Origin of the sequence: Nocardia paucivorans NBRC 100373, assembly GCF_000308675.1 — a bacterium.
Lineage (GTDB): Bacteria > Actinomycetota > Actinomycetes > Mycobacteriales > Mycobacteriaceae > Nocardia > Nocardia paucivorans.
In genome coordinates this window covers 25,692-51,227 of sequence record NZ_BAGE01000038.1, presented here as the reverse complement: position 1 = coordinate 51,227, position 25,536 = coordinate 25,692, and the positions used below count along the sequence as shown (strand labels likewise).

The 25,536-nt window shown below is 66.1% G+C and carries 22 protein-coding genes; 7 read left to right on the top strand and 15 right to left on the bottom strand.

Translation table 11 applies throughout. The annotated features are described in order from the left end of the window. Positions 1-6: 6 nt before the first annotated feature. The gene (locus tag ON32_RS09560) at positions 7-786 is read right to left on the bottom strand and encodes a siderophore-interacting protein (RefSeq protein WP_040790479.1); all 780 of its coding nucleotides are present in this window, start codon (positions 784-786) and stop codon (positions 7-9) included. Positions 787-937: 151 nt separating this feature from the next. Here ON32_RS09560 and ON32_RS09555 point away from each other — a divergent pair, with 151 nt between their 5' ends. Further along, positions 938-2,215, top strand: coding sequence for a phthiocerol/phthiodiolone dimycocerosyl transferase family protein (locus ON32_RS09555; RefSeq protein WP_051133061.1), 1,278 nt, complete (start codon positions 938-940; stop codon positions 2,213-2,215). On the opposite strand, the gene ON32_RS09550 is transcribed toward ON32_RS09555, so the two are convergent. Together ON32_RS09550 and ON32_RS09545 are read right to left on the bottom strand one after the other, a co-directional pair. After that, the gene (locus ON32_RS09550) at positions 2,178-3,455 is read right to left on the bottom strand and encodes a metallophosphoesterase (protein ID WP_245550917.1); all 1,278 of its coding nucleotides are present in this window, start codon (positions 3,453-3,455) and stop codon (positions 2,178-2,180) included. The genes ON32_RS09555 and ON32_RS09550 overlap by 38 nt on opposite strands. Positions 3,456-3,647: 192 nt before the next feature. Further along, entirely contained in the window at positions 3,648-5,933 is a 2,286-nt protein-coding gene (locus ON32_RS09545; RefSeq protein ID WP_083874290.1) for an AMP-binding protein, read from the bottom strand. A 318-nt stretch (positions 5,934-6,251) separates the two neighbouring features. Between ON32_RS09545 and ON32_RS09540 the strand changes: the two genes are divergently transcribed. Further along, positions 6,252-7,172: an LLM class F420-dependent oxidoreductase gene (locus ON32_RS09540; protein WP_040790628.1), complete on the top strand. Its 921-nt coding sequence runs from the start codon at positions 6,252-6,254 to the stop codon at positions 7,170-7,172. A 26-nt stretch (positions 7,173-7,198) separates the two neighbouring features. Here ON32_RS09540 and ON32_RS09535 read toward each other — a convergent pair whose 3' ends face one another. From ON32_RS09535 to ON32_RS09515, 4 genes are all read right to left on the bottom strand, one after another. Next, positions 7,199-8,647 (bottom strand): three-helix bundle dimerization domain-containing protein, encoded by a 1,449-nt coding sequence (locus ON32_RS09535; RefSeq protein WP_085995150.1) that lies wholly within the window; start codon positions 8,645-8,647, stop codon positions 7,199-7,201. Positions 8,648-8,775: 128 nt separating this feature from the next. Next, positions 8,776-10,332, bottom strand: a complete 1,557-nt coding sequence (locus tag ON32_RS09530) for a phytoene desaturase family protein (protein ID WP_040790478.1) — start codon at positions 10,330-10,332, stop codon at positions 8,776-8,778. 85 nt (positions 10,333-10,417) lie between these two features. Further along, positions 10,418-10,870, bottom strand: a complete 453-nt coding sequence (locus ON32_RS09525) for a hypothetical protein (RefSeq protein WP_051133059.1) — start codon at positions 10,868-10,870, stop codon at positions 10,418-10,420. Positions 10,871-11,103: 233 nt separating this feature from the next. Next, positions 11,104-12,657 (bottom strand): AIM24 family protein, encoded by a 1,554-nt coding sequence (locus ON32_RS09515; protein WP_040790476.1) that lies wholly within the window; start codon positions 12,655-12,657, stop codon positions 11,104-11,106. 235 nt (positions 12,658-12,892) lie between these two features. Between ON32_RS09515 and ON32_RS09510 the strand changes: the two genes are divergently transcribed. Continuing rightward, positions 12,893-13,243: a hypothetical protein gene (locus ON32_RS09510; RefSeq protein ID WP_040790475.1), complete on the top strand. Its 351-nt coding sequence runs from the start codon at positions 12,893-12,895 to the stop codon at positions 13,241-13,243. A 46-nt stretch (positions 13,244-13,289) separates the two neighbouring features. Here ON32_RS09510 and ON32_RS09505 read toward each other — a convergent pair whose 3' ends face one another. The 5 genes from ON32_RS09505 to ON32_RS09485 all read right to left on the bottom strand — a co-directional run bounded on the left by ON32_RS09505 (position 13,290) and on the right by ON32_RS09485 (position 17,780). Next, entirely contained in the window at positions 13,290-14,084 is a 795-nt protein-coding gene (locus ON32_RS09505) for an ESX secretion-associated protein EspG (protein ID WP_040790474.1), read from the bottom strand. 6 nt (positions 14,085-14,090) lie between these two features. Next, a complete protein-coding gene (locus ON32_RS09500; protein WP_040790473.1) occupies positions 14,091-15,554 on the bottom strand; it encodes a hypothetical protein in 1,464 nt (487 codons plus the stop codon). Continuing rightward, on the bottom strand, positions 15,554-15,925 hold the full coding sequence (locus ON32_RS09495) for a hypothetical protein (protein ID WP_157224138.1): 372 nt from the start codon (positions 15,923-15,925) through the stop codon (positions 15,554-15,556). Before ON32_RS09495 ends, ON32_RS09500 begins: the two co-directional genes overlap by 1 nt. A 174-nt stretch (positions 15,926-16,099) precedes the next feature. Continuing rightward, a complete protein-coding gene (locus tag ON32_RS09490) occupies positions 16,100-17,290 on the bottom strand; it encodes a cation:proton antiporter (RefSeq protein WP_040790471.1) in 1,191 nt (396 codons plus the stop codon). Positions 17,291-17,297: 7 nt separating this feature from the next. Then, positions 17,298-17,780: a cation:proton antiporter regulatory subunit gene (locus tag ON32_RS09485; RefSeq protein WP_040790625.1), complete on the bottom strand. Its 483-nt coding sequence runs from the start codon at positions 17,778-17,780 to the stop codon at positions 17,298-17,300. Between the two features lie 325 nt (positions 17,781-18,105). Here ON32_RS09485 and ON32_RS09480 point away from each other — a divergent pair, with 325 nt between their 5' ends. Then, positions 18,106-19,356, top strand: coding sequence for a phage tail tip lysozyme (locus ON32_RS09480; RefSeq protein ID WP_040790470.1), 1,251 nt, complete (start codon positions 18,106-18,108; stop codon positions 19,354-19,356). Positions 19,357-19,433: 77 nt separating this feature from the next. Here ON32_RS09480 and ON32_RS09475 read toward each other — a convergent pair whose 3' ends face one another. Then, complete coding sequence (locus tag ON32_RS09475) at positions 19,434-20,285, bottom strand: bifunctional 5,10-methylenetetrahydrofolate dehydrogenase/5,10-methenyltetrahydrofolate cyclohydrolase (RefSeq protein WP_040790469.1); 852 nt, start codon at positions 20,283-20,285, stop codon at positions 19,434-19,436. A gap of 176 nt (positions 20,286-20,461) precedes the next feature. Here ON32_RS09475 and ON32_RS09470 point away from each other — a divergent pair, with 176 nt between their 5' ends. Both ON32_RS09470 and ON32_RS09465 read left to right on the top strand, forming a co-directional pair. Next, the gene (locus ON32_RS09470) at positions 20,462-21,322 is read left to right on the top strand and encodes a YdcF family protein (RefSeq protein WP_083874288.1); all 861 of its coding nucleotides are present in this window, start codon (positions 20,462-20,464) and stop codon (positions 21,320-21,322) included. Positions 21,323-21,451: 129 nt separating this feature from the next. Further along, positions 21,452-22,219, top strand: coding sequence for a putative protein N(5)-glutamine methyltransferase (locus ON32_RS09465; RefSeq protein ID WP_040790468.1), 768 nt, complete (start codon positions 21,452-21,454; stop codon positions 22,217-22,219). Between the two features lie 9 nt (positions 22,220-22,228). Here ON32_RS09465 and ON32_RS09460 read toward each other — a convergent pair whose 3' ends face one another. Continuing rightward, entirely contained in the window at positions 22,229-23,056 is an 828-nt protein-coding gene (locus ON32_RS09460; protein WP_040790467.1) for an SDR family oxidoreductase, read from the bottom strand. A gap of 43 nt (positions 23,057-23,099) precedes the next feature. After that, positions 23,100-24,671, bottom strand: coding sequence for a succinic semialdehyde dehydrogenase (locus tag ON32_RS09455; protein WP_040790466.1), 1,572 nt, complete (start codon positions 24,669-24,671; stop codon positions 23,100-23,102). Between the two features lie 178 nt (positions 24,672-24,849). On the opposite strand from ON32_RS09455, the gene ON32_RS09450 reads away from it, so the two are divergent. Then, entirely contained in the window at positions 24,850-25,533 is a 684-nt protein-coding gene (locus tag ON32_RS09450) for a TetR/AcrR family transcriptional regulator (RefSeq protein ID WP_040790465.1), read from the top strand. Positions 25,534-25,536 lie beyond the last annotated feature (3 nt).

The window sequence follows — 25,536 nt, the reverse complement described above, 5'->3', positions numbered from 1 at the left end:
CGGAGGTCATGCCCCGCCGCTCTCAGCGGCGGCGAGCTCCTTCTTCCAGACCCGGAACCCTTCCTCGGTGCGGCCACGACGCCAATAACCGGAGATGGAGGCGAACTCTGCCGGTACCCCACGTTCCTTCCGGATATAGGGGCGCAGATTGTGCATCACCGCTTGCGCCTCACCGTGAATGAAGACCCCGACCCGACCGGGTAGCCAGGCGGCATTGCGCACGGCCGCGACGAGCGGCGCATTGTCACCGGCCCGGTCCTCGCCCACCTCGTGCGCGGCCCCACCGCGGTGCACCCAGGTCACCTCCACCAACGCCTCGGTGGTGAGGGGGATCTCATCCGCCGCATCGGCGACCTCGATGAACACTTTCGCAGGTGCGTCCCCGGGCAGGGCTTCCAGGGCCGCGGCGATGGCCGGCAGTGCCGATTCGTCACCGGCGAGCAGATGCCAGTCGACATCTGCGCGCGGGGCGTAGGCGCCCCCGGGACCGTACATATCGATCCGCTCCCCCGGCTGCACCGAGAGCGCCCAGGGGCCGGCGATGCCCTCGTCACCGTGGACCACGATATCGATGGCGACCTCGCGGGCCACGGTGTCCACCGAACGGACCGTGTAGGTGCGCATGACCTCGCCCTCGGGCCGGTCGAACAGCAGCTTCACGTACGCGTCGGTGAATTCGTTCGGGGTGAAATCGTCGAATCCGGGATCACCGAGAACCACCCGGACGATATGCGGGCCCACCCGCTCGGTCCGGAGCACGGTCATGGTGGTGCGCTTTCTGGCCATCCGGTCTCCTCACTGGATTTAGGCATACCTAACTCAACGTACCAGTCGCGATTCGACCGGGCGGTAGCACTCGCCCACGGTTCTGCGAAACACAGGGTGAGAGCCCGGATTTGGGCTAATCTCTCAGCAAGCTCTCAGGGAGGGGTCCGCCATGACCGCAGCTACCGTCATTCGTCCACTGGCGCCGAGCGAACAGATCTACGCCTTCAGTGAAATATTCGTCGGATATTGCGTCCGGGTATCGGGGCGCCTGGACATCGCCGCGCTGACCACCGCGTTCGACGCACTGGTGACCGCACACCCGACCCTCGACGCGCAATTGGTGCCGGATGGGGTTCTCGGACACGTCCTGGTGTCTTCCGGGCCGTCCGAAACCGAGATCACCGTAACGGAGGGCGACCCGGAGCTGCTGCTCACCGGCGCCGACCCCGACCAACGACGGGCGTTGTGCACGCTGTGTGTGGTTCGCGGCGCGGAGACCACAAGCGTCACCCTGTTGGCCCACCACAGTATCGCCGACGCAATGCACGCATTGGCACTGCTCGAACGCCTGTGGGCCGCTTACGGTATGACGGTGGCAGGCGGGACACCACGCCTGTCGGAGGCACCTTTCCCGCAGCCGGTGGAGGAACTGCTGCGCGCCCGTGGCATTCACGAACCCGCCACATCCGATTCGGTCGCCGCCCTCACGGGACCGGACGGGGGACCGCCGTGCGCCGAGGGGCCATACCCCACACTCGTCACCTCACGATGCCTGTTGAGCCGAGAGGCCACCGCGGCGCTGGTGGATTTCGGACATCGCACGGGGGTGACCGTCCACGGTCTGGTGTCCGCGGCGCTACTGCTCACCGAGGCGGAGGAGAGACGGGTTCCGGTACACGACCTGATGTACTCGTACTCGGTGGATCTGCGGCGGCGTATGCATCCCCCGATCGGCCGGATTGCGGGTACGAACGTCCTCGGATTCACCACCCACCGGCCCGACCCCGATATCGAACCGACCCTGGTCGGCCTGGGCCGCGGCATCTGCGACGCGCTCCGCGAGGGCCTCGAGTCCGGATTCATCCAGCGCACCCCGCTTCGACTCCCCAGGACGAACGCCGCCCCGACACCGGGCATGGTCGATACGGTCATGACCACGAACTGGGGCCGTATCCCTTCGTTTCCGGAACCACCGGGCCTGCGGTTCACCGACTTCCGCTCCACCATGATCGCCAAGCCCGATCCCACCGGACGTCGCCGGCCGCAACCGGGTAGCGGAACCATCATCATCAGCACATACCAGGGCCGGCTGAGTATCGAGATCCACCATCCGCCGGAGTTCACCTCCGTGCAGTCGCCCCGAATAACGCACCTCGAGGCACTCTTGGGGCAGTTCGGCTCCGATCGGGTCAGTCCCGCTGCTGTGCGGCGAGTTCGAGAACGGTGATATCCGACGGCGCCGCCACCCGGACCGGCGGCCCCCACGCCCCTGCGCCGCGGCTGACGTAGAGCTGGGTGGCGCCATAGTGCTCCAATCCCGCCAGCGTCGGATTCGCCAGGGCGGCAACGAGATTACCGGGCCATAGCTGCCCACCATGCGTATGCCCGGACAGCTGGAGGTCCACCTCGTGCTCGACGGCGTCGTGTACCAGGAGAGGCTGGTGTGCCAACAGCACACACGCGCGATCGGGGTCGCGGCCGGCCAACGCCGCCGTGAAATCCGGGCCCCGACCGTGCTTCTCACCTTCGATATCGTCCACCCCGGCGAGATCGAAATGGGGCAGTTCGACCCTACTGTTCAGCAGCACCCGCATGCCCAGCTCGTCGGCGACATACGCCATCCAGGCATCGGCATCGGAGTAGTACTCGTGGTTACCCGGCACAGCGAAAGTGCCCAACTGGGAACGTAGACCGGCCAGCGGGGCCACCTCGTCACGTAGATCGGCCACCGTACCGTCGGTGAGATCTCCGACGACGGCAATGAGATCGGGAGCGGTCTCGTTGACGGCGCGCACCACTTTCTCGCAGAACTCACCACCCAGCACCGGGCCCAGATGCAGATCGCTGAGCAGGGTGATGCGGAATCCATGGGCGGCGGCGGGCAGTTTGGTCAACGGGACGGTGACCCGGCGCACCAGTGGACCGTTCAGCACACCGCGGGTTCCGAGACCGACCGTCGCCATGGAGGCCGCCACCGTCGCACCGGCGGCCAACCGGGAGACGAACATTCGCCGGGAAACCATCGTCCGATCCCCCTGGTCAGGGGTATTCGGCGCCGACAGTTGCTTCCCGAGCGCCGTCGACGCCGACGCGGTCGCCCCCGCCTCGACGTCGACGGCGTGGGCCCGGGACGCGGCGGACGATTCCGCGGATACCGCGGCGGCCGCCGCCACGGTATCGGCGTCCCGCCGCGACAGCGAACGCAACAGTAGGGGCCGGACCACCTCGCCGATCAACGCACCGATGAACAGGTACAGCGACATCGCTGTCCACAACAGTCCCGGCCACATCAGGAACCGCACCGTTTCCCAGGACACGCCGGCCACCATCAGTCCCAGCGCGACGGTCATGAGCACGGCGCCCGACGCCAGAATCACCCCGCCGAACCACCGCCAGAATGTCCGAGGTCGCGTGGCGTCCCGGACGAGTCGCCGCCACAGGTACCAGTGCAGCGCTGCGACCACCACCGGTGGAACGATCCCTGCGAGTACGGAAACTATGGCCACGGTGGAACTGCCTCTTCCTGCCTTACTGCACCTGTGGCTGCTGAATCTACCGTCACGGCGAATCACCCCGTACGCCCGCCGGGCCGTGCGGTCGTCGACCCGTATCGACCCGCGGGTGTATCACACACCGCCGGCTGCGTGTTCCGGCCGTCCTCACGCGGAGCCGGAAGCCCCCAACCGGCCGATTTGCGGCGGCGTCATCGGCATCTGCCCCGATTGTGGCCCGGCGAGCAACCGTTTCAGGACCTTGCCGGTCTCACCACGCGGTAATGACGGCAGAAAGGTGACATCGCGGGGCACGGAGAATCGGCTGAGCCGATGCCGGATATAGGTGCGGATCATGTCCTGATCCAGTCCGGCGCCTTCCCGTTTCACCACGAATGCGGCCAACCTCTGCCCGAATTCCGGGTCGGGCACCCCGACGACGGCCACCTCACGCACCTGCGGTAGATGCGCCAACGCCTCCTCTACCGGCCGCGGAAAGACGTTCTCCCCGCCGGAGATGATCATCTCGTCATCGCGACCGACCACGAAAAGCCTTCCGGTAGCGTCCATATAGCCCAGATCACCGGTGTCCAGCATGCCGTCGACCTCATCCGGTGGGGCCGCGTTGACATAGCCGTCGAAAAGCATGTGGTTACCGACGAAGATATGTCCGATGGCACCGACGGGCACCGGTCGCTCGTCCGGGCCCAGAACCGCAACTTTCGTCCCCAACGGCGGACGACCGGCGGTGGTCGGCGCGATGCGCATGTCCTCCGGTGTCGCAACCGACGCCCACGACACCTCGGTGGAACCGTAGACGTTGTAGAGGATGTCGCCGTAGGCATCCATGAAGCGCAGAACGGTGGATCCGGCCAGCGGGGCACCGCAGCTGATCACCTGCCGCAGAGCGGAGGTGTCGTAACGATCACGGATATGACGGGGAAGTTCCAGGATGCGATGCACCATGGTCGGCACCACGACGAGTGTGGTGACCCCGCGTTCCTCGATACGGCGCAGACAATCCTCGGCATCGAACCGTTCGGGGAGCACCACCGTGGAACGCAGCGCGGTGCTCAACTGGAGTCCGGCCAGTCCCCAGGTGTGGAACAGCGGCGCCGGAATGAGCATCGTCCGGTCCATCTGCATCGGAATCCGCGACAGCAACGCCGCGATGGTGGCGAACCCTTTCGGATGCGGGCGGCGTGCGCCCTTCGGGGTGCCGCTGGTCCCGGAGGTGAGCACGATCAGCCGGCCGTGGTGCGGTGCGCGGCGGAAACCGCTCTCCCCCGTATCCATCAGATCATCAATGGTGCGACGCGTGGATACCGGCGGTCGACCATCGGTGTTGTAGCGCGGGATATCGGAGTGCAGATAGGCGATGAGCTCTTCCAATTCACCGTCGACGAATATCGCAGAGAGTCGGTGGCGCTGCACGATCTCCTCGATTCGGCGGCCGGACAGGCCCACGTTCAGCAACACCACATCGACACCGAGTTTGCCCGCCGCGACCATGGTTTCGACCATGCCCGAGTGGTTGCGCGCCAGCAGGCCGATCGCGTCACCGGCGACCAGACCGACCGCGCTCATTCCCGCGGCCAACGCATTGGTGCGCTCGTGCATCTCGTGGAAGGTCCGCATCCCGCGGTCGTCGACGACGGCGACCCGATGTGGGGAATGCGCGGCACCGGCGGCATACCCACCGGCCAGGTTGAATCCCCAGCGGGTGAACGACCGCAGCTGTTTCATCGCGACACCCATACTGCCGGGGCGCACCACACCGCTGGTCATCACCTGCCGCACGACCTCGACCTGTGTGCGCACCACCGTGTTCTCGCCGTTGACGACGACCGAGGTGGGCGCCCCGCACACGATATCGGCGATACGTCGCAGTCCCCGTTCGGCCCAATCGACCACCACGGAGTCGGACAATCTTTCGATATGGGGGTGTATCCGGCCGGGAGCGAAGAAAGTGACCGCCACCGTACAGCGATCACCTTCCCCGCGCAGTCGCAATGAGACGAAACAACCCAGGCCCGGACACTGCAGGTCCAGGCTTTCGTACCAGCGCCCGGCGACCACTTGGACGGTGACGGTACGAATCCCGACATCGGGTGTGCCGATACGGAATTCGAACATCGCCTGCCGGCCGGGGCGGGTCGACTGCACACCGGCGCCGATCCCGGGGAAAACCCGAGGATAGGTCTGGGGATCGAGCAGCAGATCCCATACCGCGCCACGCGCCACGGGCAGATGCACTTGCACATCGATGAGGTCGGTGACCAACTGCTGATACTCCTCGTCGGCCCGCGCCAACACTCGAAGTCGGCGGGTAACCCGGCTGTAACGCTCATCACGATAGCGACGCCGAGGTAACCGAACCAGCAGGTAGAAGTGTTTCGGAGCGGTTTCGTGGCAGATCACCAAAGTGGATTGCCGATCATTCACCGCGGCCATATCCGATATGACCGGTCGACCTGGTCGGGCGGTGATCATCTGTACCGACGAGATCTCGATTACTTCGGTAAATGCGCCCGGGCGGATATCCGGCGCGCGTCTCGGCCGTCACACACGTCTACGTCCGGGGCGACACCGAACGCCTCGCGATCGCCGGCTACGCCCTCCCGTGCGGGCGGTCGGGCGCGGTGGTTCCGGTCACAATGACGGAGCGTTCATTCCCTTCTCCGCCGCAGCGGGTACGGCCCGGCGAGAGGTAGCGCACACGGTGCCGCACCGGCCGTGTCGCACGTTCGGGAATGCGGCACGATGGTCGACATGGAACTGCGTATCTTCACCGAACCGCAGCAAGGCGCCGATTACGACACATTGCTCCGGGTGGCCAAAACCGCCGAAGACCTGGGGTTCGGCGCTTTCTTCCGCTCCGATCACTACCTGAGCATGGGTGATGCGGACGGACTGCCCGGCCCCACCGACGCCTGGATCACCCTGGCCGGGCTGGCCCGGGAAACCAGCCGGATCCGGCTCGGCACCCTGGTCACCGCCGCCACCTTCCGCCTGCCGGGGCCGCTGGCCATTCAGGTGGCGCAGGTGGATCAGATGTCCGGTGGGCGGGTCGAGTTCGGGTTGGGCACCGGGTGGTACGCCGAGGAACACACCGCCTACGGAATCCCGTTCCCGAACGACCGGTTCGGCCGCTTCGAAGAACAGCTGGCCATCATCACCGGGCTGTGGGAAACGAAACTCGGCGATACGTTCGACTTCACCGGTAAGTACTACCAGCTGAGCAACTCACCCGCGCTCCCGAAGCCGGCGCAGCAACCGATTCCGGTGCTCATCGGTGGTCTGGGGGCGCGCCGCACTCCCCGACTGGCGGCCCGCTACGCGAGCGAGTTCAATATCCCGTTCGCGTCCGTCGAGGACAGCGCCGCCCAGTTCGAGCGGGTCCGCGCAGCCGTGACGGAACAGGGCCGCGCGCCGGACGACCTGATCTATTCCAACGCGCTGGTGGTATGTGTGGGCTCGACCGACGCCGAGGTCGCCCGGCGCGCCGCCGCCATCGGCCGCGAGGTCGACGAGCTGCGCGCCAATGGACTGGCGGGCTCCCCGGACGAGGTGGTCGACAAGATCGGCCGATACCGGGAGATCGGCGCCGAACGAATTTATCTGCAGGTACTCGACCTGTCGGATCTCGACCACCTGGAACTCGTCGCCGAACGGGTCATGCCGCAGCTGTAACCCCGGCGGGTGTGGCCGGCCACCGATCAGAGGGCGGCCACACCGTCGAGCAGATGTTCGAGAGTATCGAAGGCGGGAATGTCGACGACGTCGTACAGCTCACGCGAGACCGGCACCTGGTGTTCGGCGACGATCTCGGCGAACCGGGCGGTGTCGCCGGTGCGGAACCCGTGTTCGGCGGCCAGTGCCTGCAAGGTCGTATCGGTGGACAGCAGCTCGCCGACCCGTTCACCCGCCGGGTCCAGCGGTACGAGAATGTGCCGGGAATACACCGTCGGCGACGGATACAGCAACACCATATCCGGCCTGATGCGGCCCTGAACGGTCGCCGCCACATACTGGGCCTCGTAGATCCAGACCATCGGTACGGCACCCATACCGACGGTGAGGTACTCCTCGAAAGGCCCCCGGCTGGAGTCCTCGGTGTACCCCTGGGCGCCGAACAGTCGACGCAGCATCGGCAGCACATGCTGTTCGGCGGCGGTTCCGCGCACCACCGCGTTCTCGTTGAGTACATAACTCGCCGCCGCCACATACATGGCCGCCGAGTTGGAGGTTCGCGCGTCGGTGGTGGAGATCAGGATGTTCTTGCGTACCGGATAGGCGGTGTTGCCTTCCAGATCCGCCCATCGGGTGCCGCGGGCCACCATATCGAGGTAGGCGCCGATATCCAGGGTCGGCACCGGACCGTCGTGTTTCACGGCGCCGGCACGGTTGAGCAGGTCCACAATGGGCCCGAAGGTGGCGATTGCCATCGGTGAATGGAACGGCGAGTACTGGGTGCCGACCCCCACCTTCTGTTTCAGCCGCTGCGCGGCGGGCAGACCGGCCGGGAAGGCGAAAGCGAAGGCACTCAGATCGACGGAGGTGGCGATCTCCCGCGAACCGGCGGGGTGGACCTCCACCCGCAGGCCGTAGTGGTCGAATACGTCCACCACGCGAGGATCGGTGAAGAAATCGATCTTCTCCGAGCCCACCACCCCCGAGACCAGGGTCGGCGTGGGAGTCGCCGAGGCGACCGGGGCGGGGGCAGGATCGGGTTCGGACCGGGTAGCGGCCCAAACCGCCGCCCCTGCGGCGAGCACACCCGCCCCGGCCAGGGCGAGCGCACCCCGTCGGTCGCTCACAATTGCGCGCAAGTTGTCCGGTAGGTTACGAGCGAGCGAATTCGATCCGATATTTTCGTTATCTTTATTCGAATAAACCGCGACGGTAGTGGATTTCGTGGTCCCGTCGGCGGATCCCCCGGCTTCTTCGGCATTTTCGGGACCGTTACCCGGTTCCAGTTCTCGGCGGACGATGCGTTCCACCAGAATAGGAACGAAATCACGAACCGGCATACCCTCGAAGCGCTTGTGCACATCATGGACGACGGCGCCCACCCGATCGGGAGAGTGGGTCTCCGTATAGTCCTTCACCAGGCGATTCTCCAGTTCACGAATCGCCTTCTCCTCACGGACGGTATCGAGTTCCACCTATCGCTCCTCGGCGCGGACATATCTTTCGGAACGGCTCGAGCCGGCCCGCGGTCGACAAGCCTACCGCCCCAGCGGATTCCGATGCTCCCAGCCATGAACGATGGAACCGAATTCTGATCAGGAATTCATATCGTATTTCCCTGACGTGTCGTTTGTTCCAGCACGGCCATGGCGGCGTTGTGCCCGCCGATACCACTGACACCGCCGCCGCGTACCGCACCGGACCCACACAGGAACACATTGCGCAACCCGGTGGACACACCCCATCGAGAGGCGGAATCGTCAGCGACATCCGACCGGTAGGGAAACGACAGATCGCCGTGGAAGATATGGCCTCCGGGCAATCCGATATCGCGTTCCAGGTCGAGCGGTGTCCGCGCTTCCAGGCAGGGCCTCCCCTCGGCGTCCACGGCAAGACAGTCGCGGATGGGCTCGGCCAGGACGGCATCCAGTTGCGCGAGAACGGCATCGACCGCCGTTACGCGCCGTGAGATCGGGTCGTTCTCGAAAATCCTTGCGGGAGTGTGCAAACCGAATAGTGTCAAGGTGTGCAGGGCATCGGCCCCGCGACCGCGGATACTGGGATCGGTGAGTGTGTGGCAGTAGATCTCCGACGGTGGCACCGAGGGGAGTCGACCACTCACCGCTTCTCGATACGACCGTTCCAGTTGTGTATAGGATTCGGCGATGTGGAAGGTACCGGCGAAGGCTTCCCCGGGGTCGACGGCGGTGTCCCGCAATCGCGGCAGTCTGCGCAACACCATATTGATCTTCAGTTGCGAGCCTTCGGCTTTCGGGACCTCCTCGGATCCGAGGAGCCGGGCCAGTTCCGTGGGTGCGACGTTCACCAGAACATAGCGCGCACCCACCGTACCCGCCTCGAACCGAACTTCCGCGGTGCGCCCGTCGGTCTCGAGTCCGGTGACCGCGGTATCGGTGACCAGCTCCGCCCCGGCGGTTCGCGCCGCGGCGACCAAAGCGTCCCGAAGCGCGCCCATTCCGCCCACCGGCACATCCCAATCGCCGGTGCCGCCGCCGATCACGTGGTAGAGGAAACACCGATTCTGCGCCAGCGACGGGTCGTGGGCATGGGTGAACGTCCCGATCAGCGCGTCGGTGAAGACGACACCGCGCACGATATCGTCGGCGAAATACCGTTCCAGGGTTTCGCCGAGCGGACGTTCGAACAACGCGTCCCAGCTCGACGCGCCCACCAGATCCCGTAGTTCGTCACGGGTGGGTAGGGGTTCGGTCAGGGTGGGGAACACCTTTCGCGCGACTTCGCCGGTCATCGCGTAGAACCGCCGCCACGCCTCGTACTCGCTGTCCGAGCCGGTGACGCGGGCGAAACTCGCACGCGTCCGGTCGGGTGCACCGTTGTCGACGAGCAGACCACCGTCACCAACCGGTGTGTACGAGGAGATCCGCCGCCGACACGTGGCGAACCGCAACCCCAGATCCCGCACGATCCGCGTGGGGAGCAAACTCACCAGGTACGAGTAGCGCGACAACCGCACATCCACACCCGCGAACACCCGTTCCGACACCGCCGCTCCCCCCAGCTCGCCGGTTCGTTCGAGTACCAGCACCGATTTACCGGCCCCGGCCAGATAGGCGGCGGCCACCAGGCCGTTGTGTCCACCACCCACGATCACCACATCGTATTGGGAGCGCGTCACCATCGGTCATCGATACCACGAGAGCCGGTGGGGCCGAAGGATCTCCTGTCCGGCCGGAGCGTCCGGCCCCACCACCGCGTCACGCTGCCTAGCCCACCGAGTATTCGGCGCTGCAATCCCCGTAGGTGTAGTTCTGATCCGATCCATGGTTGGTGGCCTTCAGCACGAAGGCGATACGTCCGGGTTCGGTCCGCACACCGGGAATCGTCAATACATTGTCGGAACCTTGGACCTCGGCGGCCACCTCACCCTGGCCATTGCGGCCGGTATCCAGATTGGCCCAGGTCACGGCGAACGTCTGCTGGTAACTCACCTGGGATGCGGCGTCGGTGAGCATGATGAGATCGACCGTGCCCGGACCCGCCGCCACAGCGAAGGTCGCGCTGGAGGCCGCGACGTCGAAGTCGTCCGGAGTCGGATAGGTGAACTCGCACAATGCATCGCCCGGTGCGTTCGGGGCGGCGGATACGGCGGGAGCCCCACCGAGGGCCAGACATACGGCGGCGATACCGAGCACGATCGAGCGAATTCGTGAGGTCATGGTCCGTCCTTCGAAATCGTTTCCGAAAACGCCGGCCCGGTTCGGCCCGGCCCGGCCCGGCGACTATCGGTACCATACGAGAACACGCTTCTCCGACGCCGGCGAGTACCGACCCTATCGCCGTACCCGGTGCGATGTCCTCACTTTCGGTGAACGTTCCCGCACCGCGCAGGGCGGCGGACCGACCGGCAGGGCACGGTGGGTCACCGGCAACCGGTGCGCCGAAATGCGCCTCAGCTGAACAACCCTCCGAGCACACCGCCGCTCTGCCCGGCCTCTTCTCCCCCGCCGGTGCCGCCGATCAAGCCGCCCGGCGGCAGTTCCGATGGCTGGACGATGACGAACCCCTGCCCGGAGAACGAAAGGGTTACTCCCTCACCGGTGCTGCGGCCGAGGAAAATTCGGCCGAAGCCCCAGGAGTCGTTGCGTTTGATCCCGGTCCGCAGACTCGACGACCAAGCGATCGCGGCCTGGGGGTCGGCATAGGTGGGTTGGTCGACGTTCAACACCACCGGGGTGCCGTGGCTGGTGATGGCGATTCGACCGCGCCCGGTGAATACACAGTTGAACAGGCCGGCATTGCTCGCCAGACCGGCCGCTCCCTGCACCATGCGAATCTCGTAGGAGAGGGTGGGGTCGAAGGCGAGCACATTGGCACCGTTGATGGTGAGGCCGTCGGTGCCGTCCAGGTCGATGAGATGCACCTCGGAGGCGCCGTTGGCGAGGAAGAGGTCACCGCGTCCGGACACCTTCATCAGCGGCACGCCCTCACCGGTGAGGTGTTGTTGGATGGCACGACGGATACCGCCCGAACCGAGCGCCTGGAAATGCAGCTCACCCTGGTAGGCCACCATGGATCCGGCACGGGCCAGCACCTCTCCGTTGACGCCGACCTTGACCATCTTGCCGCCCTGCTTCTGGATACCGAGTCCACTCACTTCGGCATGGATCGGATCGAACAGTTCGCTGTGCATCGGCAGCGCTCCTTGCTGAGGTGATGGTACGGGTACGGAGTGAGGACGGCCGTGCGGCGGAGGACCCGAATGTCCGGGTGGCGCATAGGGACCGCCGTGCGCTGCCGGATAACCGGCGGGCGGCGGATATCCGCCCGGAGCGGGCGGTGCCGGCGGTTGACCGGGCATCGGCGAATAGCCGGGTGGGGGCGGGTATGCGCCCGGGGCGAAACCTGGGGCCGGTGGTGAGTTCTGTTCTGGCATGGGCGCACTCGCCGGCCGAGCCACCACGGTCGGGTCGGGAACGGACGGTCGCGCGGGGGCGGCGGGCCCCGGTTCCTCGTCGATGTTCACCCCGTAGGCGGTCGCGATCCCGGCCAGCCCGTTGTCGTAGCCCTGGCCGACGGCCCGTACCTTCCAACCGGTGCCGCGGCGGTAGACCTCCACGCATACGACACCGGCCTCCGTGGTCAGCCCCGAGATCGGGAAGGTCAAGGTGCCCGACTCACCGGTGATCGTGGTGACCAGCGATCCCACCGCCCCGAAGGTGGCGGGTCCGCGGCCGTCGAGGCTGGCGGTGATCACCACCTTGTGGATGTCGTCGGGTAGGGCGGGTGTCTGCACATCGACCATATCCCCGGCGCCCTGGCCATGCCGATAGGTGACACCGGTGGCCACCGGCTGGTTGAAGAAGACGAAATCGGCGTCGGAACGAACTCTGTCGTCGGCCGCCAACAGGAGCGCCGACACATCGACCGGCGCCGAACATGTGACGGTGACCGTCATCCGCAGACCGGGAGCGGGACGGTTCTCCCCACGTGCCAACGTGCTCATCACGCACCGCCACGATGCACAGCGGCACGGCCGGCGGCCCTCCGAGTGAATGACATCTGATCCACGATATCGAGTTTGCCGTATATCGTCCGCGACGCGCCGGCGAGGATGACATCCCACACTGTAACGCCCGAGCGCTCGATCCTGAGAAAACTCATAGGAACGCCACAGCCTACGACCAGGCGTGACGACCACTCTGGAAACAGGTCCACAGCTCGCAATCGGGAGGTGCTCGATGGTTGAAGTCGAAGTCACGGGTAGCACTGTCACGGTTCACGTCCGCGGCGCGCACCGCGTGCTGGCGCTGCGGGACCATCTCACCTTCGATCTCTCGAATATCACCGCGGTCGCCCCCGCCGAGATCGACCGACGCCCGCCCTGGTTGCGTGCTCCCGGTACCTTCTTCCCCGGCGTGATCGCCGCCGGCACCTTCCGAGGCAAGGGGCGAAAAGAGTTCTGGGACACCTTCTTCGACGGTAAGGCCATTCGTATCGACCTCACCGGAACCGACTACACCCGCCTGGTCGTCGACGTCGACGATATCGAGAGCACCATGGGGATGCTGCGTCGCGCCGCGGCGGCATGAGCGTGGCCCCGGCCGACGAGCGTCGTCGACGATCCCGGTTTCGAGTTCAGCCCCGGTCCGGGGACGCAGGAATCCGGCGGGTGCGCAGATAGTTCTCGTGCTCGAGATCCTCATGGTGGAAGCGCCGAGTTCGTTCGGTCAGACGTGCTATCTCCCCGACGAGGTCCGAGGTGGACACGGGTTCGGCGGTTATGGGGTTGCCGGTGCCCACCCGGTAGCGGCCGTCGGGGTAGTCCATCCACCAGAATCCGCGACCGAAGGACGGGCGGGCGTCTACGGCCGGTCCGGGATGGATCCGGATCTCCCCCATGGATCGGCGGGGGCGTTTGAAGATTCGGTTCAATCGCGGCACATGGTACTGGCGGTCGGCAGCGATATCCGCGCGATGCACCCGTACCGATTCATGGGTTCCCGCCGCCTCGACCGGTAGTACGGCCACTGCCCGAGCGGGCACCTGCTCGGGCGCGCAGGTCGCGACGAGAACATCACCACCCGTGCGCGAATCCGAACCCGGTAGCTGGACGAGAACCGCGGCACGGTCGTTGCGGATCGCGCCGTGGAAGCGGCGGATATCGGGCGCTCCGGCATCATCGGTATCCGCGTCGCCGTATCCCACGAGTTCTATACGAACCTCGGGTTCGCGCAGAATATCGAGCATGCCGATCAGCCGGTGCGAGTAGCGCTTCGCCCACAGTGCCTCCACCGCGGCTTCTCGTTGCCGACGCAGATCGTCGAAATCCATGGCACACGGACGGAAGCGCAGGGGATACGGCAGACGGTCGTGGCCGAACGCCGACCACAGGATCGAGAACTCGAGGCCAGTGAAACGCCAGGTGGGCATGGCGGTTCAATCCTCTGTCCACACGGGCTGCACGGTCACCGGCCCGGGATCGGAACCGATGAGCTCCGCGCCGTTCTGCGCGGTGATCAGATACTCCTTGATCGCCGATCGGTTTTCCTTCTCCTCCTCCACGCCACGGGCCGTTATCGGAACAGCGCTCCACGACTGTCCCATCACCGCGGCACGGGTCGACGACGCCCCGGCAGCCCCACCGTGGGGTGTCGCGTCGGTTCCACCGCTGCGCTGCGACGCGTCCGCAATTCTCCGACCGGGCCATGGTGGGGCCGATGCGATCGCGGGCCCCGGCTCCCGACGGTCCGGTGTTTCGGGAGTGGTCGGGGCCGCGGAATCGGTTACCCCGGCGGCACGGGCAGAGCTTCGTGGGCCGCCCGGGCCACTCCGGAGACCGAACAGGTCTGGTGCGACGAAGGAGGTCGGAGCGCTCGGGCGGGTGAACGCCCCGACGCTTTCGGTGCGGAAATGGCCGGGCCCGGTCGACCGGCCGGTGGACGACAACGCATCCGATGGCCCTGTCTCCTCGGCGGTGGCCGCCGAGGTCTTCGTCACCGCCTCTGGTGTTTCGGCACATTCCCGGTTGTGCTCGGTCCCCTGTGCTCGCTCATCCCGTTCCGCTCGGACGGACCCGTACCCACCGTCGTCCGTAGGGCTCTGCTCCCGACCGACCGCCCACACTCCCATATCGCCGGACCGCGGCCCTTCGTCGCCCGATCGACGTGTTACGGCCCATTCGCCTTTATCGCCCCCGTTCGATCCGGACAGCGTCTCGGGCGATATCTCGGACGATATCGCGTCGACCACCGCGGGTGGACCGGGCAGAACCGGCACACCGAGATCGGCGCGATGTACGGCCGGCGCGTAGATCGTGCGCAGAACTCTGCGCGCCTCGTCCTCCGCCTCTTCGAGGAGATAATCGCCTTCCTTCGTGATCCCTTCGGGTGGAAGGGTTATATCGCGCGGTTCAGGGCGCTCACAGGGTGCAGGCATCGAGGATCGGGTCAGTTCCAGGCCGGTTCCCAACTCCGCCAATCCGAGTGCGATCAGCTGTGCGGCCAGCGCCAGATCCGTCACGGCTTCAGTGCAGCGCCGAACACCGTCGACAGCGGCCCGGGCCGCCGAACCGGTCCAGCCCGCCCGTCCCACAACGCCTTCCACCGCGTGTCGGAATCGTTCGTCGAAGGCTCGCGCCCCCTCTGCCAGTTGGGTTGCGATATCACGCCATACCCGACCCGCGGCGTGAACGGCGGCCGGGTTCATCTGTTCGACCGCCGCGACCGATTGCTCCAGTGTCAGGGTGTCGTAGTCGTCGGGGCCCGGAATACTCGGCGGCTCCAGTTCGCCCCGGAAACCCGAATCGACCGGCGCCCCGCCCACGAAGGCCGCGAATCGTTCTTCGTCCCATTGCCGCTGGGCGTCGACGATCCGCTGCCGGTACTCCGCAGGACCGATCATCACCGCACCACGCCCGTGATCCGCTGCCCGAGCGTCCGGTCGGCCTCCGAGGTGCTCATCAGCGATACCGCAACCGTATGGGCGAGCAACCGCACCGTTTCGATGTGCTCGCGGAGAACCACATCGATCGACCCCGGGGTACCACTCGCTTTGCGAGCGAACTTCTCGCGCAATGCCCGCCCGGAGCGAAACGGACCGAACCCGTCGACGACGGCGGTTCGCTCCGCCATGTCGTGGACGGATTCCAGACAGCCGAGAAAGTCACCGAACGCCCGCGCCACCGCTACCCCGACATCCGGATCGAGGATCAGATCCTGCGTCCCGCCCCACTCCGATACCGAATATCGATTCGATGCGTCCGCCCCCGCCATATCCATCCCTCCCCTGGTCCGTTCATTTTCCGCGACCCTATCTCTCACCACGGACCTCGAACAATGTCACTCAGGGAAATGTGTGAACAAGATAAATTTCACAACACGTCCTGGGCGTCCCCCACACACGACACCGGCGGCGCCGACGAATATCGACGCCGCCGGTACGACGAACTATTCCTCCGGAACGCTCGCGGTGGGTTTCGGACGGCGGACGAGCCGGCCCATGACCGGCTCGACGACACGCGCCGCAATGGGTCCCAGAATCGCCATCAACAGCACATAGGTGGTCGCCAATGCGGCGAACTCCGCCGGCACGGCCGCCGCCGCCACCGCCAGACCCGCGATGACGATGGAGAACTCTCCACGCGCCACCAGCGCGGTCCCGGCACGGGCCCGGCCCAGCGGCCCGGCGCCCGCCCGACCCGCCGCCCACCATCCGGTGGCAACCTTGGTCACCGTGGTCACCACGGCCAGCAGCACCGCCCATCCCAGCACCGGCGGAATACTGCGCGGATCGGTGGAAAGCCCGAACAGGACGAAGAACAGCGCGGCGAACAGGTCGCGCAACGGTTCCAGAATCTTGAGGGCATTGTGCGCGGTGGAATCGGAAATCGCGATACCCAGCAGGAACGCGCCGACCGCCGCGGAGACCTGGAGCGCGGAGGCGATACCGGCCACCAGCAGGGCCGACCCCAGCAGCTTGAGCAGGAAGATCTCCCGGTCTTCGCTGGCCACCAATGCGGAGACGTATTTGCCGTAGCGCAGGGCCACGATCAATACGGCGGTGACCGCGACCAGCGCGATACCCAGCGTTTTCAGACCGGAGAGGAAACCGAGTCCGGCCAGGACCGCGGTGAGCACCGGCAGGTAGGCCGCCATGGCCAGATCCTCGAACACGAGGATCGACAGAATCACCGGGGTCTCCCGGTTACCGAGTCGGCCCAGGTCGTTGAGCACTTTGGCGACGATGCCCGACGAAGAGATATAGGTGACCCCGGCCATGGCCAGGGCGCCGGTGGGGCCCAATCCGAGCAGCAATGCCACGATCACCCCGGGCGTGGCATTGAGCGCGAGATCGAGCAGGCCGGCGGGCCATGATCTTCGCATACCGGTGAACAGTTCGGCGGCGGAATACTCCAGGCCCAGCAGCAACAGCAGCAGGACGACGCCGATTTCACTGGCGATATGGATGAACTCGCCGGCTTCGTGCAGTTCGACGACCCCGCCTTCGCCGAACACCAGACCACCGACGAGATAGAGCGGAATGGGTGACAGGCCTATACGGGCAGCGATCCGACCGAGCACACCGAGCCCGAAGAAGACCGCACCCAGCTGGATCATGGCCAGCGTGGTGGAACTCATTCGTCGATCAGCCCTCGGTCAGTATCTCGGCGGCGGCATCCAGTCCCTCGCTGGTTCCGACCACGACGAGCAGATCGCCGGCGGTGAGGGGGAACTCGGGTCCCGGAGCCGGATGCACCTGCCCGGCGCGCATCACGGCCACGATGGAGGCCTTGGTCCGGGTCCGCATCCGAGTGTCACCGAGTGTCCGACCGTCGTAGGGAGAACCCTCACCGATGGGCAGCTGGCGTGTATTGACACCCTCCATGTCCTGATGTTCGGCCCGCAGCTGCGCGACCAGCTGAGGCGCGCCGAGCAGGTTGGCCAACGCCCCGGCCTCGGTCTCGGTCAAGGGGATCTGAGTGGTGGTGTCCGGATCACCGACCTTGGTGAAGATCAGGTCGATGGTGCCGTCCTTGTGGTCCACGACCCCGATCCGTCTCCGTACGCCGGAGAGTGGGAAATCTTTACGAACACCTATTCCCGGAAGAGGGGTCACATCCACGTTCACGTAACCCACCCTATCCGGTACCACCCGGTCCGTTTACCGGCACTCCGCACATACAGGCACCCCGAACAGCGAGATCACCCTTTCACCCCAAGGGCTCCCACCGGCGGGAACAGGGCGTAGCGGACGGGGCCGCCCCCGTTTACGCTGCCGGACAGGGCTCGACGGCAGACAGCGACCCGAGCAAGGAGTGAAGCGGCGAGGCGTGCACCATGAAACAGGACACCGATATCACTCGCCGTATCGGTGTCGGGAACAACTGTATCCTGACGCACACTGTTCCGGTACGACAGCGGGTGCTCGCACCGCGGCATGCAGGGAGTGAAGCATGGCCCTCGAGGTGAAATTCCCCGATGTCTCGGGCGCTACGGTTCTGAATTCCTATGTCGACCGAGTGGAATGGATATTCCGTGGTTTGGCGAAAGGTCTCGGCGACGGAAAAGCGGAGACGGTCAAGCCCAGTGTGTTGAAGGCACTCGCCGACGACGACCCGGCGACATCGCCCACACCCGAGACGAAACGCCCGGAGCAACTCGGCGAGGGGAAGCTGAAGGAAGAGTACGAGGCCCAGAGCAATCAGTACCAGCAGTACAAAGAAGAGCTGGACGACCTGGACAAGAAGGTCGGCGATATCGCCTCGAAGGCCGCTGTGGCCAGCAACACCGCCTACACCGCGACCGACACCTTCATCAAACGCACCAAGGAGATCCTGGGCGATGTCCGCCCGAAGAGCGATTTCGTCGACAAAGAGGGTCGACTGAACAAGCAGGCCTGGTTGAAGGAGCAGTTCCGGGCCATGGCCGCCATCGACGAGGAACTCGGCATCGCGAAGGACAAGGTCAGCCAGGCGCACACCCAGTTACAGGACCCCGACATACCTCAGCCGTCCCCGCTCCAGACCATGGGGGGCAGCTCGCCCCTGGGCGGCGGCTCGCCGTATATGCCGCCCGTTATGCCGACTTCGTCCACGCCGTGGAGCGGCTCCCCCGGTACCAGGGGCAACGGTGTGCAGTACACCAACGCTGTGCAGCATGCGAGCAATGTGAAGCCCGTCGGCCAAGGGGAAAAAGTTCCACCCGAGTTGATCTACCAGCGCCTACGTGAGCACGGGCTGACCCACGCCCAGGCAGTGGGCATCCTCGGCAACCTCCAGGTCGAAGCGCCGGGCTTCGATACGGGCGCCCTCTACGCCGAAGAAGGCTCCTACGGTCTGGCCCAATGGCGAGGGAGCCGACTGGAAGGGCTCTACGCGTTCGCCGCGAATCATCCGCTCAAAGACCCGAGCAGATGGGAAGTCCAGATCGACTACCTGGTGCACGAATTGAATACGAACGAATCGAAGGCATATGGCTATCTGAGAGGCGCGAGTACGCCCGCCCAGGCCGCTGCGGTCTTCGACGAATACTACGAACGAAGTTCCGGTGTGCACCGCTCAGATCGTATCGGCTACGCGAACGGGTACGACCAGTACATCAGGGCCTATTTGCAGAAGCAAGCCCAACTAAACCGCAACCAGCCCACGCAGCCTCCCACCCAGATACAACAGCAACCCACCCTGGATACCTCTCAGATGGTGTGAACATCGGTCCCATCGAGCGCTTCGTTCGATGGGACCCCGGCTCGACGGGGCCGCCGGTCTCGGCATGCCCCGGTCTCTCAGCGTCCTTGTTCGGCGGCGAGCACCACATGCCGCATGAGCAGTGCCGTGGTCACCGGTCCCACCCCGCCGGGAACAGGGCTCAGTCCCACTGCCTTCCCGCGCACCGATTCGGCATCGACATCCCCCACGATGCCACCGTCGGCCGCCTCGTTGGTACCCACGTCGATCACCACCGCTCCCTCGCGCACATGCTCGCCGGTGACCAGTCCGATTCGCCCGGCGGCGGCGACCACCACATCGGCGGCCGAGGTCACGGCCGGTAGATCGGTGGTTCGGGAATGGCAGACGGTGACCGTGGCATTCTCCGCCAGCAGCAGCTGGGCGAGCGGTTTGCCGACCACATTGGAGCGGCCGACAACGGCGACGTGCCGGCCGGCGAGCGGGATCTCGTGATGTTTCAGCAACTCCACCACGGCCTCGGCGGTGGCGGGGGCGAAACCGTCCAGGCCGGCGGCGAGCAGACCGAGTGAGAGCGGACTCACACCGTCGACGTCCTTGGAGGCGACGATGGCGGAGGAGACGTCGTCGAGGGTGACACCGGCGGGCAGCGGGGTCTGCAACATGATGGCGTCGGTTTCGGCGTCCTTGCTGCGGGCCGACAGTTCACCGCGAATGGTGTCGACGTCGGCGTCGGCACCCAGGTCCACGGTTTCGCAGTCGATTCCGAGACGGGCGGCCGCTTTGCGCAGCGAATTGACATACCAGGCACTGGCCGGATCGTCATTGGCGACGACCAGCGCCAGCCGCGGGGCGCGGCTCGTACGCTCGGTCAACGCGGCGGCGCGTGCTGTGGTATCGATATTGATGGCGGCGGCGAGGTCCTTACCGGGCAGCGATGCGGTATCCACGGGGATCCAGCCTATCGTCGCCCGAATCGTGCCCATGACGGGCCGCCACGGTTCCCACCGGTACGAAACCGTCGGACATATCGTAGGGAAGCTCCATATCGGCACAGCGCTCGCTTACCTACCGAAACCCAATCCTTCGCGGAAAGGTGTCATCAGTAGTGAAAATCTCCAGAAGTATGCGCCGGCTGCTGGCGGCCGTCGCCACGGCCGTGGCTCTCGCGGCCGGTTTCGCGAGCTCTCCCGCCCAGGCCGACAGTCCGGATACGGATGCCCTCTACAATTCGGCGCAGCGGCATTTCACCGCCGGTAACGACGCCGCCGGACGCGCGGATCTGCGTATCCTCATCGACCGCAACCCCACCGACGCCAAGGCGCTCTCGCTGCAGGCCATCTGGTCGCATTACGCCGGCGATCTGCTCGCCTTCCACGACACCATGGCCCGCCTGCGCGCGGTGGACGGCGATCTGGCGGCGGGCACCGACCGGGTGATCCACGCGGTCGGCTCTGCGGTGGCCACCCTGCCCAATCCGCTGCCCGCGCTGGTGGGACCGCAGACCGGGATCGTGGTTCTCGGCTACGGTCTGCTGCCCGACGGTTCGCTGCGCCCGGAACTGGTGAACCGGCTGACCGCGGCCTGGCTCCAGTCCATCGCCTCCCCGTTCTCACCGATCGTCGTCACCGGCGGCAACCCCAGCAACGGGATCACCGAAGCGGAGGCCATGCGCAACTGGCTGGTGGGGCACGGGGTGCCGGCCCAGCGGATCCATGTGGAGAACCGGGCCGGATCAACGGTGCAGAACGCCCTGTTCAGCAGCCGTATTCTGCGTGATCTCGGCGCGACGAGCGCGGTGGTGGTGACATCGCCGAACCATATCCGCCGCGCGGTGGCCGACTTCATCGTCGCGGGCACACATGTGGTGGGCGCGACCACCTCACTCGAGCACCTGGTCTCCCAACTGCCGCCCCCGAGCAGACAGGCGCAGCGGGGGATCTACCTGGACGCCGGTCGCACCCTCCAGCTCGCCATCGCCCGGTGAACGCGACGCCGCCGGGGGCCGGACGGCGTCGTCCGGTCTCCTGCGCGGCCGTCCGGTGGGGCGATAAATCGGGTGCGCTCGCCGGTGCGCCACCGGCACACTGACCCGGTGCATACGCGTGATGCGGCGATGGTGACGGCCCGGCTGCGAGCGGCAGGCTGTGTGTTCGCCGAGGAGGAGGCCCGACTATTGCTGGCGGCGGCGAGCTCGGACGAAGAGCTCGACGATCTGGTGGCCCGTCGGGCCGCCGGCACGCCGTTGGAGTATCTGCTCGGCCGGGTGGAGTTCGGCGGGATCCGGGTCGGGGTGCGTCCGGGGGTTTTCGTGCCGCGACAGCGCACGGTATTCCTCGTCGAGGAGGCCGCTTCCCTGCTCCGCGGGCGGTCCGATCGCCCCACGGTGGTCGACCTGTGTTGCGGGTCGGGAGCGCTGGGACTGGCCCTCCTTCATACGCTGGCTCGGCCGATGGAGTTGGTGGCCTCCGATATCGACCCGGTCGCCGTGGCCTGTGCCCGCGACAATCTCGTGGCGATCGGTGCGCGGGTGTATCGGGGCGATCTCTTCGACGCGCTTCCCGACGAGCTGCGCGGCCGGGTCGACGTCCTGCTCGCCAACACCCCATACGTGCCCACTCGTCGGATCACGCAACTGCCGGTCGAGGCACGCGACCACGAACCCGCCATCGCGCTCGACGGCGGGTCGGACGGTCTGGACGTGTTCCGTCGGGTGGCCGCCGGTGCCGGTGCCTGGCTGCGTCCCGGTGGTCATGTGCTGATCGAGGTGGGCGTGGATCAGACCGCCGCGGCCGCCGCGGTCCTCTCCGAACATGGCCTGGCGGCCCGGATGGTGCACTCCCCCGAACTCGAGGCCACCGTCGCCATCGGTCGGTCCGAATGACCCGCGGTATCACTTTCGTCCGGTGAAATCCTCCATGGAGTGATACACGCCCACCATGTCGAGGAAGAAGTCGCGCAGTCGAATGGGCAGTAGGCCCGACAGCACCTTGTTGAGTCGAGAGGTCCATGGCAGGATCACCACCGGGGTCCCCTTTTTCATCGCGTTCCACGAGGTGTCGACGACCTTGTGCGCGTCCAGGATCGGGGTGAGCCAAAAGCCCTTGGCGCCCTCGAACATCCCGGTATTGATGTAGGTGGGGCAGATGGTGGTGACGCGGACGTGTCGATGTCCGGCCTGATCGAGTTCGATCCGCACCGAATCCGACCAGCCCAGCGCCGCCCATTTCGAGGCGGCGTAGACGCTCATGCGGGGATTGTGCACCAGACCCGCCGACGAGGCGATGGTGAGGATTCGCGCCTCGGACCCGTTCGCGATCATGGCGGGCAGGAATTCGAGGGTGATGTACATCGGCGCCAATGAATTGATCGCCATGGTCTTCTCGATATCGGAGCGATCGGAGGTTTCCCAGAAATAGGAATTGCCGCGCACGATTCCGGCATTGTTGACCAGAACATCGATATCACCGACCTCGTCACGTACCTTTTCCGCGGCCGTGTGGACGGCCTCGGGGTCGGAGACATCCACGGTGTACCGGTGAATCCGCGCCCCCTTGCCGGACAGTTCGGCGGCGGTGTCGGTCAGCGCAGTGTCGTTGACGTCCCAGAGCACGACCGCGGCGGCACCCTCACGGACGGCCTGTTCGGCGAACAACTTGCCCAGGCCCATCGCGGCCCCGGTGACGAGTACCTTCTTGCCGGCGACGGTATCGAGTTTCATCGAATTCAAATCCTTGTTCGAGCAATCCCAGGGTCGGTGCGACCTATTTCTGGCGCAGGGTTTTCATGACCCGGAAATAAAGCGTCATGGTCTTGGCCCACAGTTGTTCCGACATACCCGGCAGCGGCGCGATCCGCAGCAGCCGCTGGGCGGCGATGGTCTGCGTGTCGACGTATTTGAGCAGTCCTTCGGGCCCGTGTCGTCGGCCGGTGCCGGAGATACCGAGACCGCCCGAGGGAGCGTCGGCACTACCCCAGGCCGCGATGAACCCCTCGTTGATGTTCACCGATCCGGCCTTGATTCGCGCCGCGATTTCTCGACCGCGCGCCGGATCTCGGGTCCAGACACTGGCATTGAGGCCGTAGGCGGTGTCGTTGGCCTGCTCCACCGCCTCGTCATCACTGCTCACCTTGTACACCGAGACGACGGGACCGAAGGTTTCCTCGCGATGGACGGTCATCTCGGGGGTCACCCCGGTGAGCACGGTCGGTTCGTAGAAGTACGGGCCGAGATCCGGGCGATGCCGCCCGCCGGTGAGTACGGTGGCGCCCTTGGCGACGGCGTCGTCGACATGCGCTCGGACGGTGTCCAGCTGCCGCTGGAAGGTGAGCGAACCCATATCGCTGCTGTAGTCGAGTTCGGCCCCGAGCTTCAGTTTCTGCACGTTTTCCACGAACTCGGCCACGAACCGGTCGTAGACCGCCTCGTGCACATAGATCCGCTCCATCGATTCGCACAGCTGCCCGGCGGAGGAGAAACTGGCCCGAACCGCGGCCTTGGCGGCGGCGCCGATCCTGGCGTCGGCCAGTACCAGCAACGGGTTCTTACCGCCCAGTTCCAGGGAGCAGCCGATGAGCCGTTCGCCGGCCTGTCGGCCGATGGTGCGGCCGGTGGCGCTGGAACCGGTGTAGTCGACGTAATCGGCGCGGTCGATCACCTCGGGGCCGATCACCGATCCGCGTCCCAGCACGATCTGCCACAGATCCCTCGGGAGACCGGCGCGTTCGGCGGCGTCCACCGCCCACAGCGCGGTGAGCGCGGTCTGGTTGTCGGGGCGACCGATAACGGCGTTTCCCGCGATCAGCGCCGGCAGGGCATCGGAGACGGCCAGCGCCAGTGGATAGTTCCACGGCGAAATAACCGCGACCACTCCCTTGGGTCGGTGCCGCACCCGGACCGTAGTGAGCCCGGGAAGCACTCCGCGCGGGGCGCGGTCGGCCAGTAGCCGCGCGGCCGTGGCGGCGTAGTACCGCGAGTTCACCGCCACATCGCCGACCTCGTCGAAGGCGTGCGCCCGGGATTTTCCGGTTTCGGTCTGGACGATGTCGAGAATGGTGTCCTGCTCGGCCAGCACGATGTCGTGGAAACGGCGCAGGACAGCGGCCCGCTCCCGAACCGGGACCTTCTCCCACCCGCGTTGCGCCCGACGGGCGCGTTCGAAGGCGGCGTCGATATCGGCGATCGAGGACTGCGGCAACTCGACGAGCGGACGACCGGTAGCGGGGGCGACGACCTGTACCGAGGCGGCGCCACCGGCCGCGGCCCGGTCGAGCAGCGGTTTCACCAGATCCGGAGGCAGCGCGTCGATATCGGCGAGCCGGGAAGCGGTCGTCATGGGCGACGTACTCCTGGAAATTCTCGGCCATGCGGGCGAAGCCACATCACCTGGATTAATTGAACAGCAGTGTTAGAGTAATGGCCGTGTCCTGTACCGTGTCAAGCGCCTCGTTCCGAACGACAGCCCGGCCCGCATTCGGACTGTGCGGTATCACAACCACCCGGCATCGATGCGGATGACGGCGAAGAGCACCACCCGCCGAGGCCGACCACCACAGACACGAGAACAGGCCGATCAGGTGCGCGCTCGGATCGTGCGCGCCACCGCTGAGGTGTTCACCCGTGGCGGATCCCGAGGACTGAACGTCGCGCAGATCATCGAACAGGCCGGTCTGGCGCGACCCACTTTCTACCGATACTTCGCCAATGCCACCGAACCCCTGCACACCGTCCTGGACGCCTCCAATGCCGGACTGGTGGGCGGTATCCGGAATGCGTTGGACACACCCGCGGAAAGCGTGGAACTGGGTATCCGCCTCATCGACGCCTACCTGGACTGGGCCCGAGGCCACGGGCCCATGTTGCGGCCCCTGTTCGCCGAACTCCACGACCCCGCCTCACCGGTCTCGAGCTACCGCAATCGGGCGCTCGACGATATCCGCCAGATCGTCCGCACCAAATTCGCCGAACTCGACCGACCGGTTCCGGCGCCGCTGGACCTCGACGCCGCGCTACACGTCTGCGAATACGTCGTCTACCGCATCGCCGCGGATACCCGTCCCGGCGCCGAACCCGATCCGGAGACCGTCGCCGCCGCCCGGGTCACGATGATCCGCGTCGTCCTGGCGACACTGGGCAATACCGACGATGTCCGCTACGCCCTGGAGTTGCCCGGTATCTTCCCAACTCCGCCGTCGTAGGCC

Excerpts from the sequence above, each read along its gene's own strand:
- ON32_RS09455 (WP_040790466.1), bottom strand. The coding sequence starts at position 24,671 with ATGACGACCGCTTCCCGGCTCGCCGATATCGACGCGCTGCCTCCGGAT.
- ON32_RS09545 (WP_083874290.1), bottom strand. The coding sequence starts at position 5,933 with ATGGCCGCGGTGAATGATCGGCAATCCACTTTGGTGATCTGCCACGAA.
- ON32_RS09560 (WP_040790479.1), bottom strand. The coding sequence starts at position 786 with ATGGCCAGAAAGCGCACCACCATGACCGTGCTCCGGACCGAGCGGGTG.
- ON32_RS09450 (WP_040790465.1), top strand. The coding sequence starts at position 24,850 with ATGACGGCGAAGAGCACCACCCGCCGAGGCCGACCACCACAGACACGA.
- ON32_RS09515 (WP_040790476.1), bottom strand. The coding sequence starts at position 12,657 with ATGAGCACGTTGGCACGTGGGGAGAACCGTCCCGCTCCCGGTCTGCGG.
- ON32_RS09495 (WP_157224138.1), bottom strand. The coding sequence starts at position 15,925 with ATGGCGGGGGCGGACGCATCGAATCGATATTCGGTATCGGAGTGGGGC.
- ON32_RS09540 (WP_040790628.1), top strand. The coding sequence starts at position 6,252 with ATGGAACTGCGTATCTTCACCGAACCGCAGCAAGGCGCCGATTACGAC.
- ON32_RS09510 (WP_040790475.1), top strand. The coding sequence starts at position 12,893 with ATGGTTGAAGTCGAAGTCACGGGTAGCACTGTCACGGTTCACGTCCGC.
- ON32_RS09480 (WP_040790470.1), top strand. The coding sequence starts at position 18,106 with ATGGCCCTCGAGGTGAAATTCCCCGATGTCTCGGGCGCTACGGTTCTG.
- ON32_RS09525 (WP_051133059.1), bottom strand. The coding sequence starts at position 10,870 with ATGACCTCACGAATTCGCTCGATCGTGCTCGGTATCGCCGCCGTATGT.
- ON32_RS09530 (WP_040790478.1), bottom strand. The coding sequence starts at position 10,332 with ATGGTGACGCGCTCCCAATACGATGTGGTGATCGTGGGTGGTGGACAC.
- ON32_RS09505 (WP_040790474.1), bottom strand. The coding sequence starts at position 14,084 with ATGCCCACCTGGCGTTTCACTGGCCTCGAGTTCTCGATCCTGTGGTCG.
- ON32_RS09490 (WP_040790471.1), bottom strand. The coding sequence starts at position 17,290 with ATGAGTTCCACCACGCTGGCCATGATCCAGCTGGGTGCGGTCTTCTTC.
- ON32_RS09465 (WP_040790468.1), top strand. The coding sequence starts at position 21,452 with ATGGTGACGGCCCGGCTGCGAGCGGCAGGCTGTGTGTTCGCCGAGGAG.
- ON32_RS09500 (WP_040790473.1), bottom strand. The coding sequence starts at position 15,554 with ATGATCGGTCCTGCGGAGTACCGGCAGCGGATCGTCGACGCCCAGCGG.
- ON32_RS09460 (WP_040790467.1), bottom strand. The coding sequence starts at position 23,056 with ATGAAACTCGATACCGTCGCCGGCAAGAAGGTACTCGTCACCGGGGCC.
- ON32_RS09470 (WP_083874288.1), top strand. The coding sequence starts at position 20,462 with ATGCGCCGGCTGCTGGCGGCCGTCGCCACGGCCGTGGCTCTCGCGGCC.
- ON32_RS09555 (WP_051133061.1), top strand. The coding sequence starts at position 938 with ATGACCGCAGCTACCGTCATTCGTCCACTGGCGCCGAGCGAACAGATC.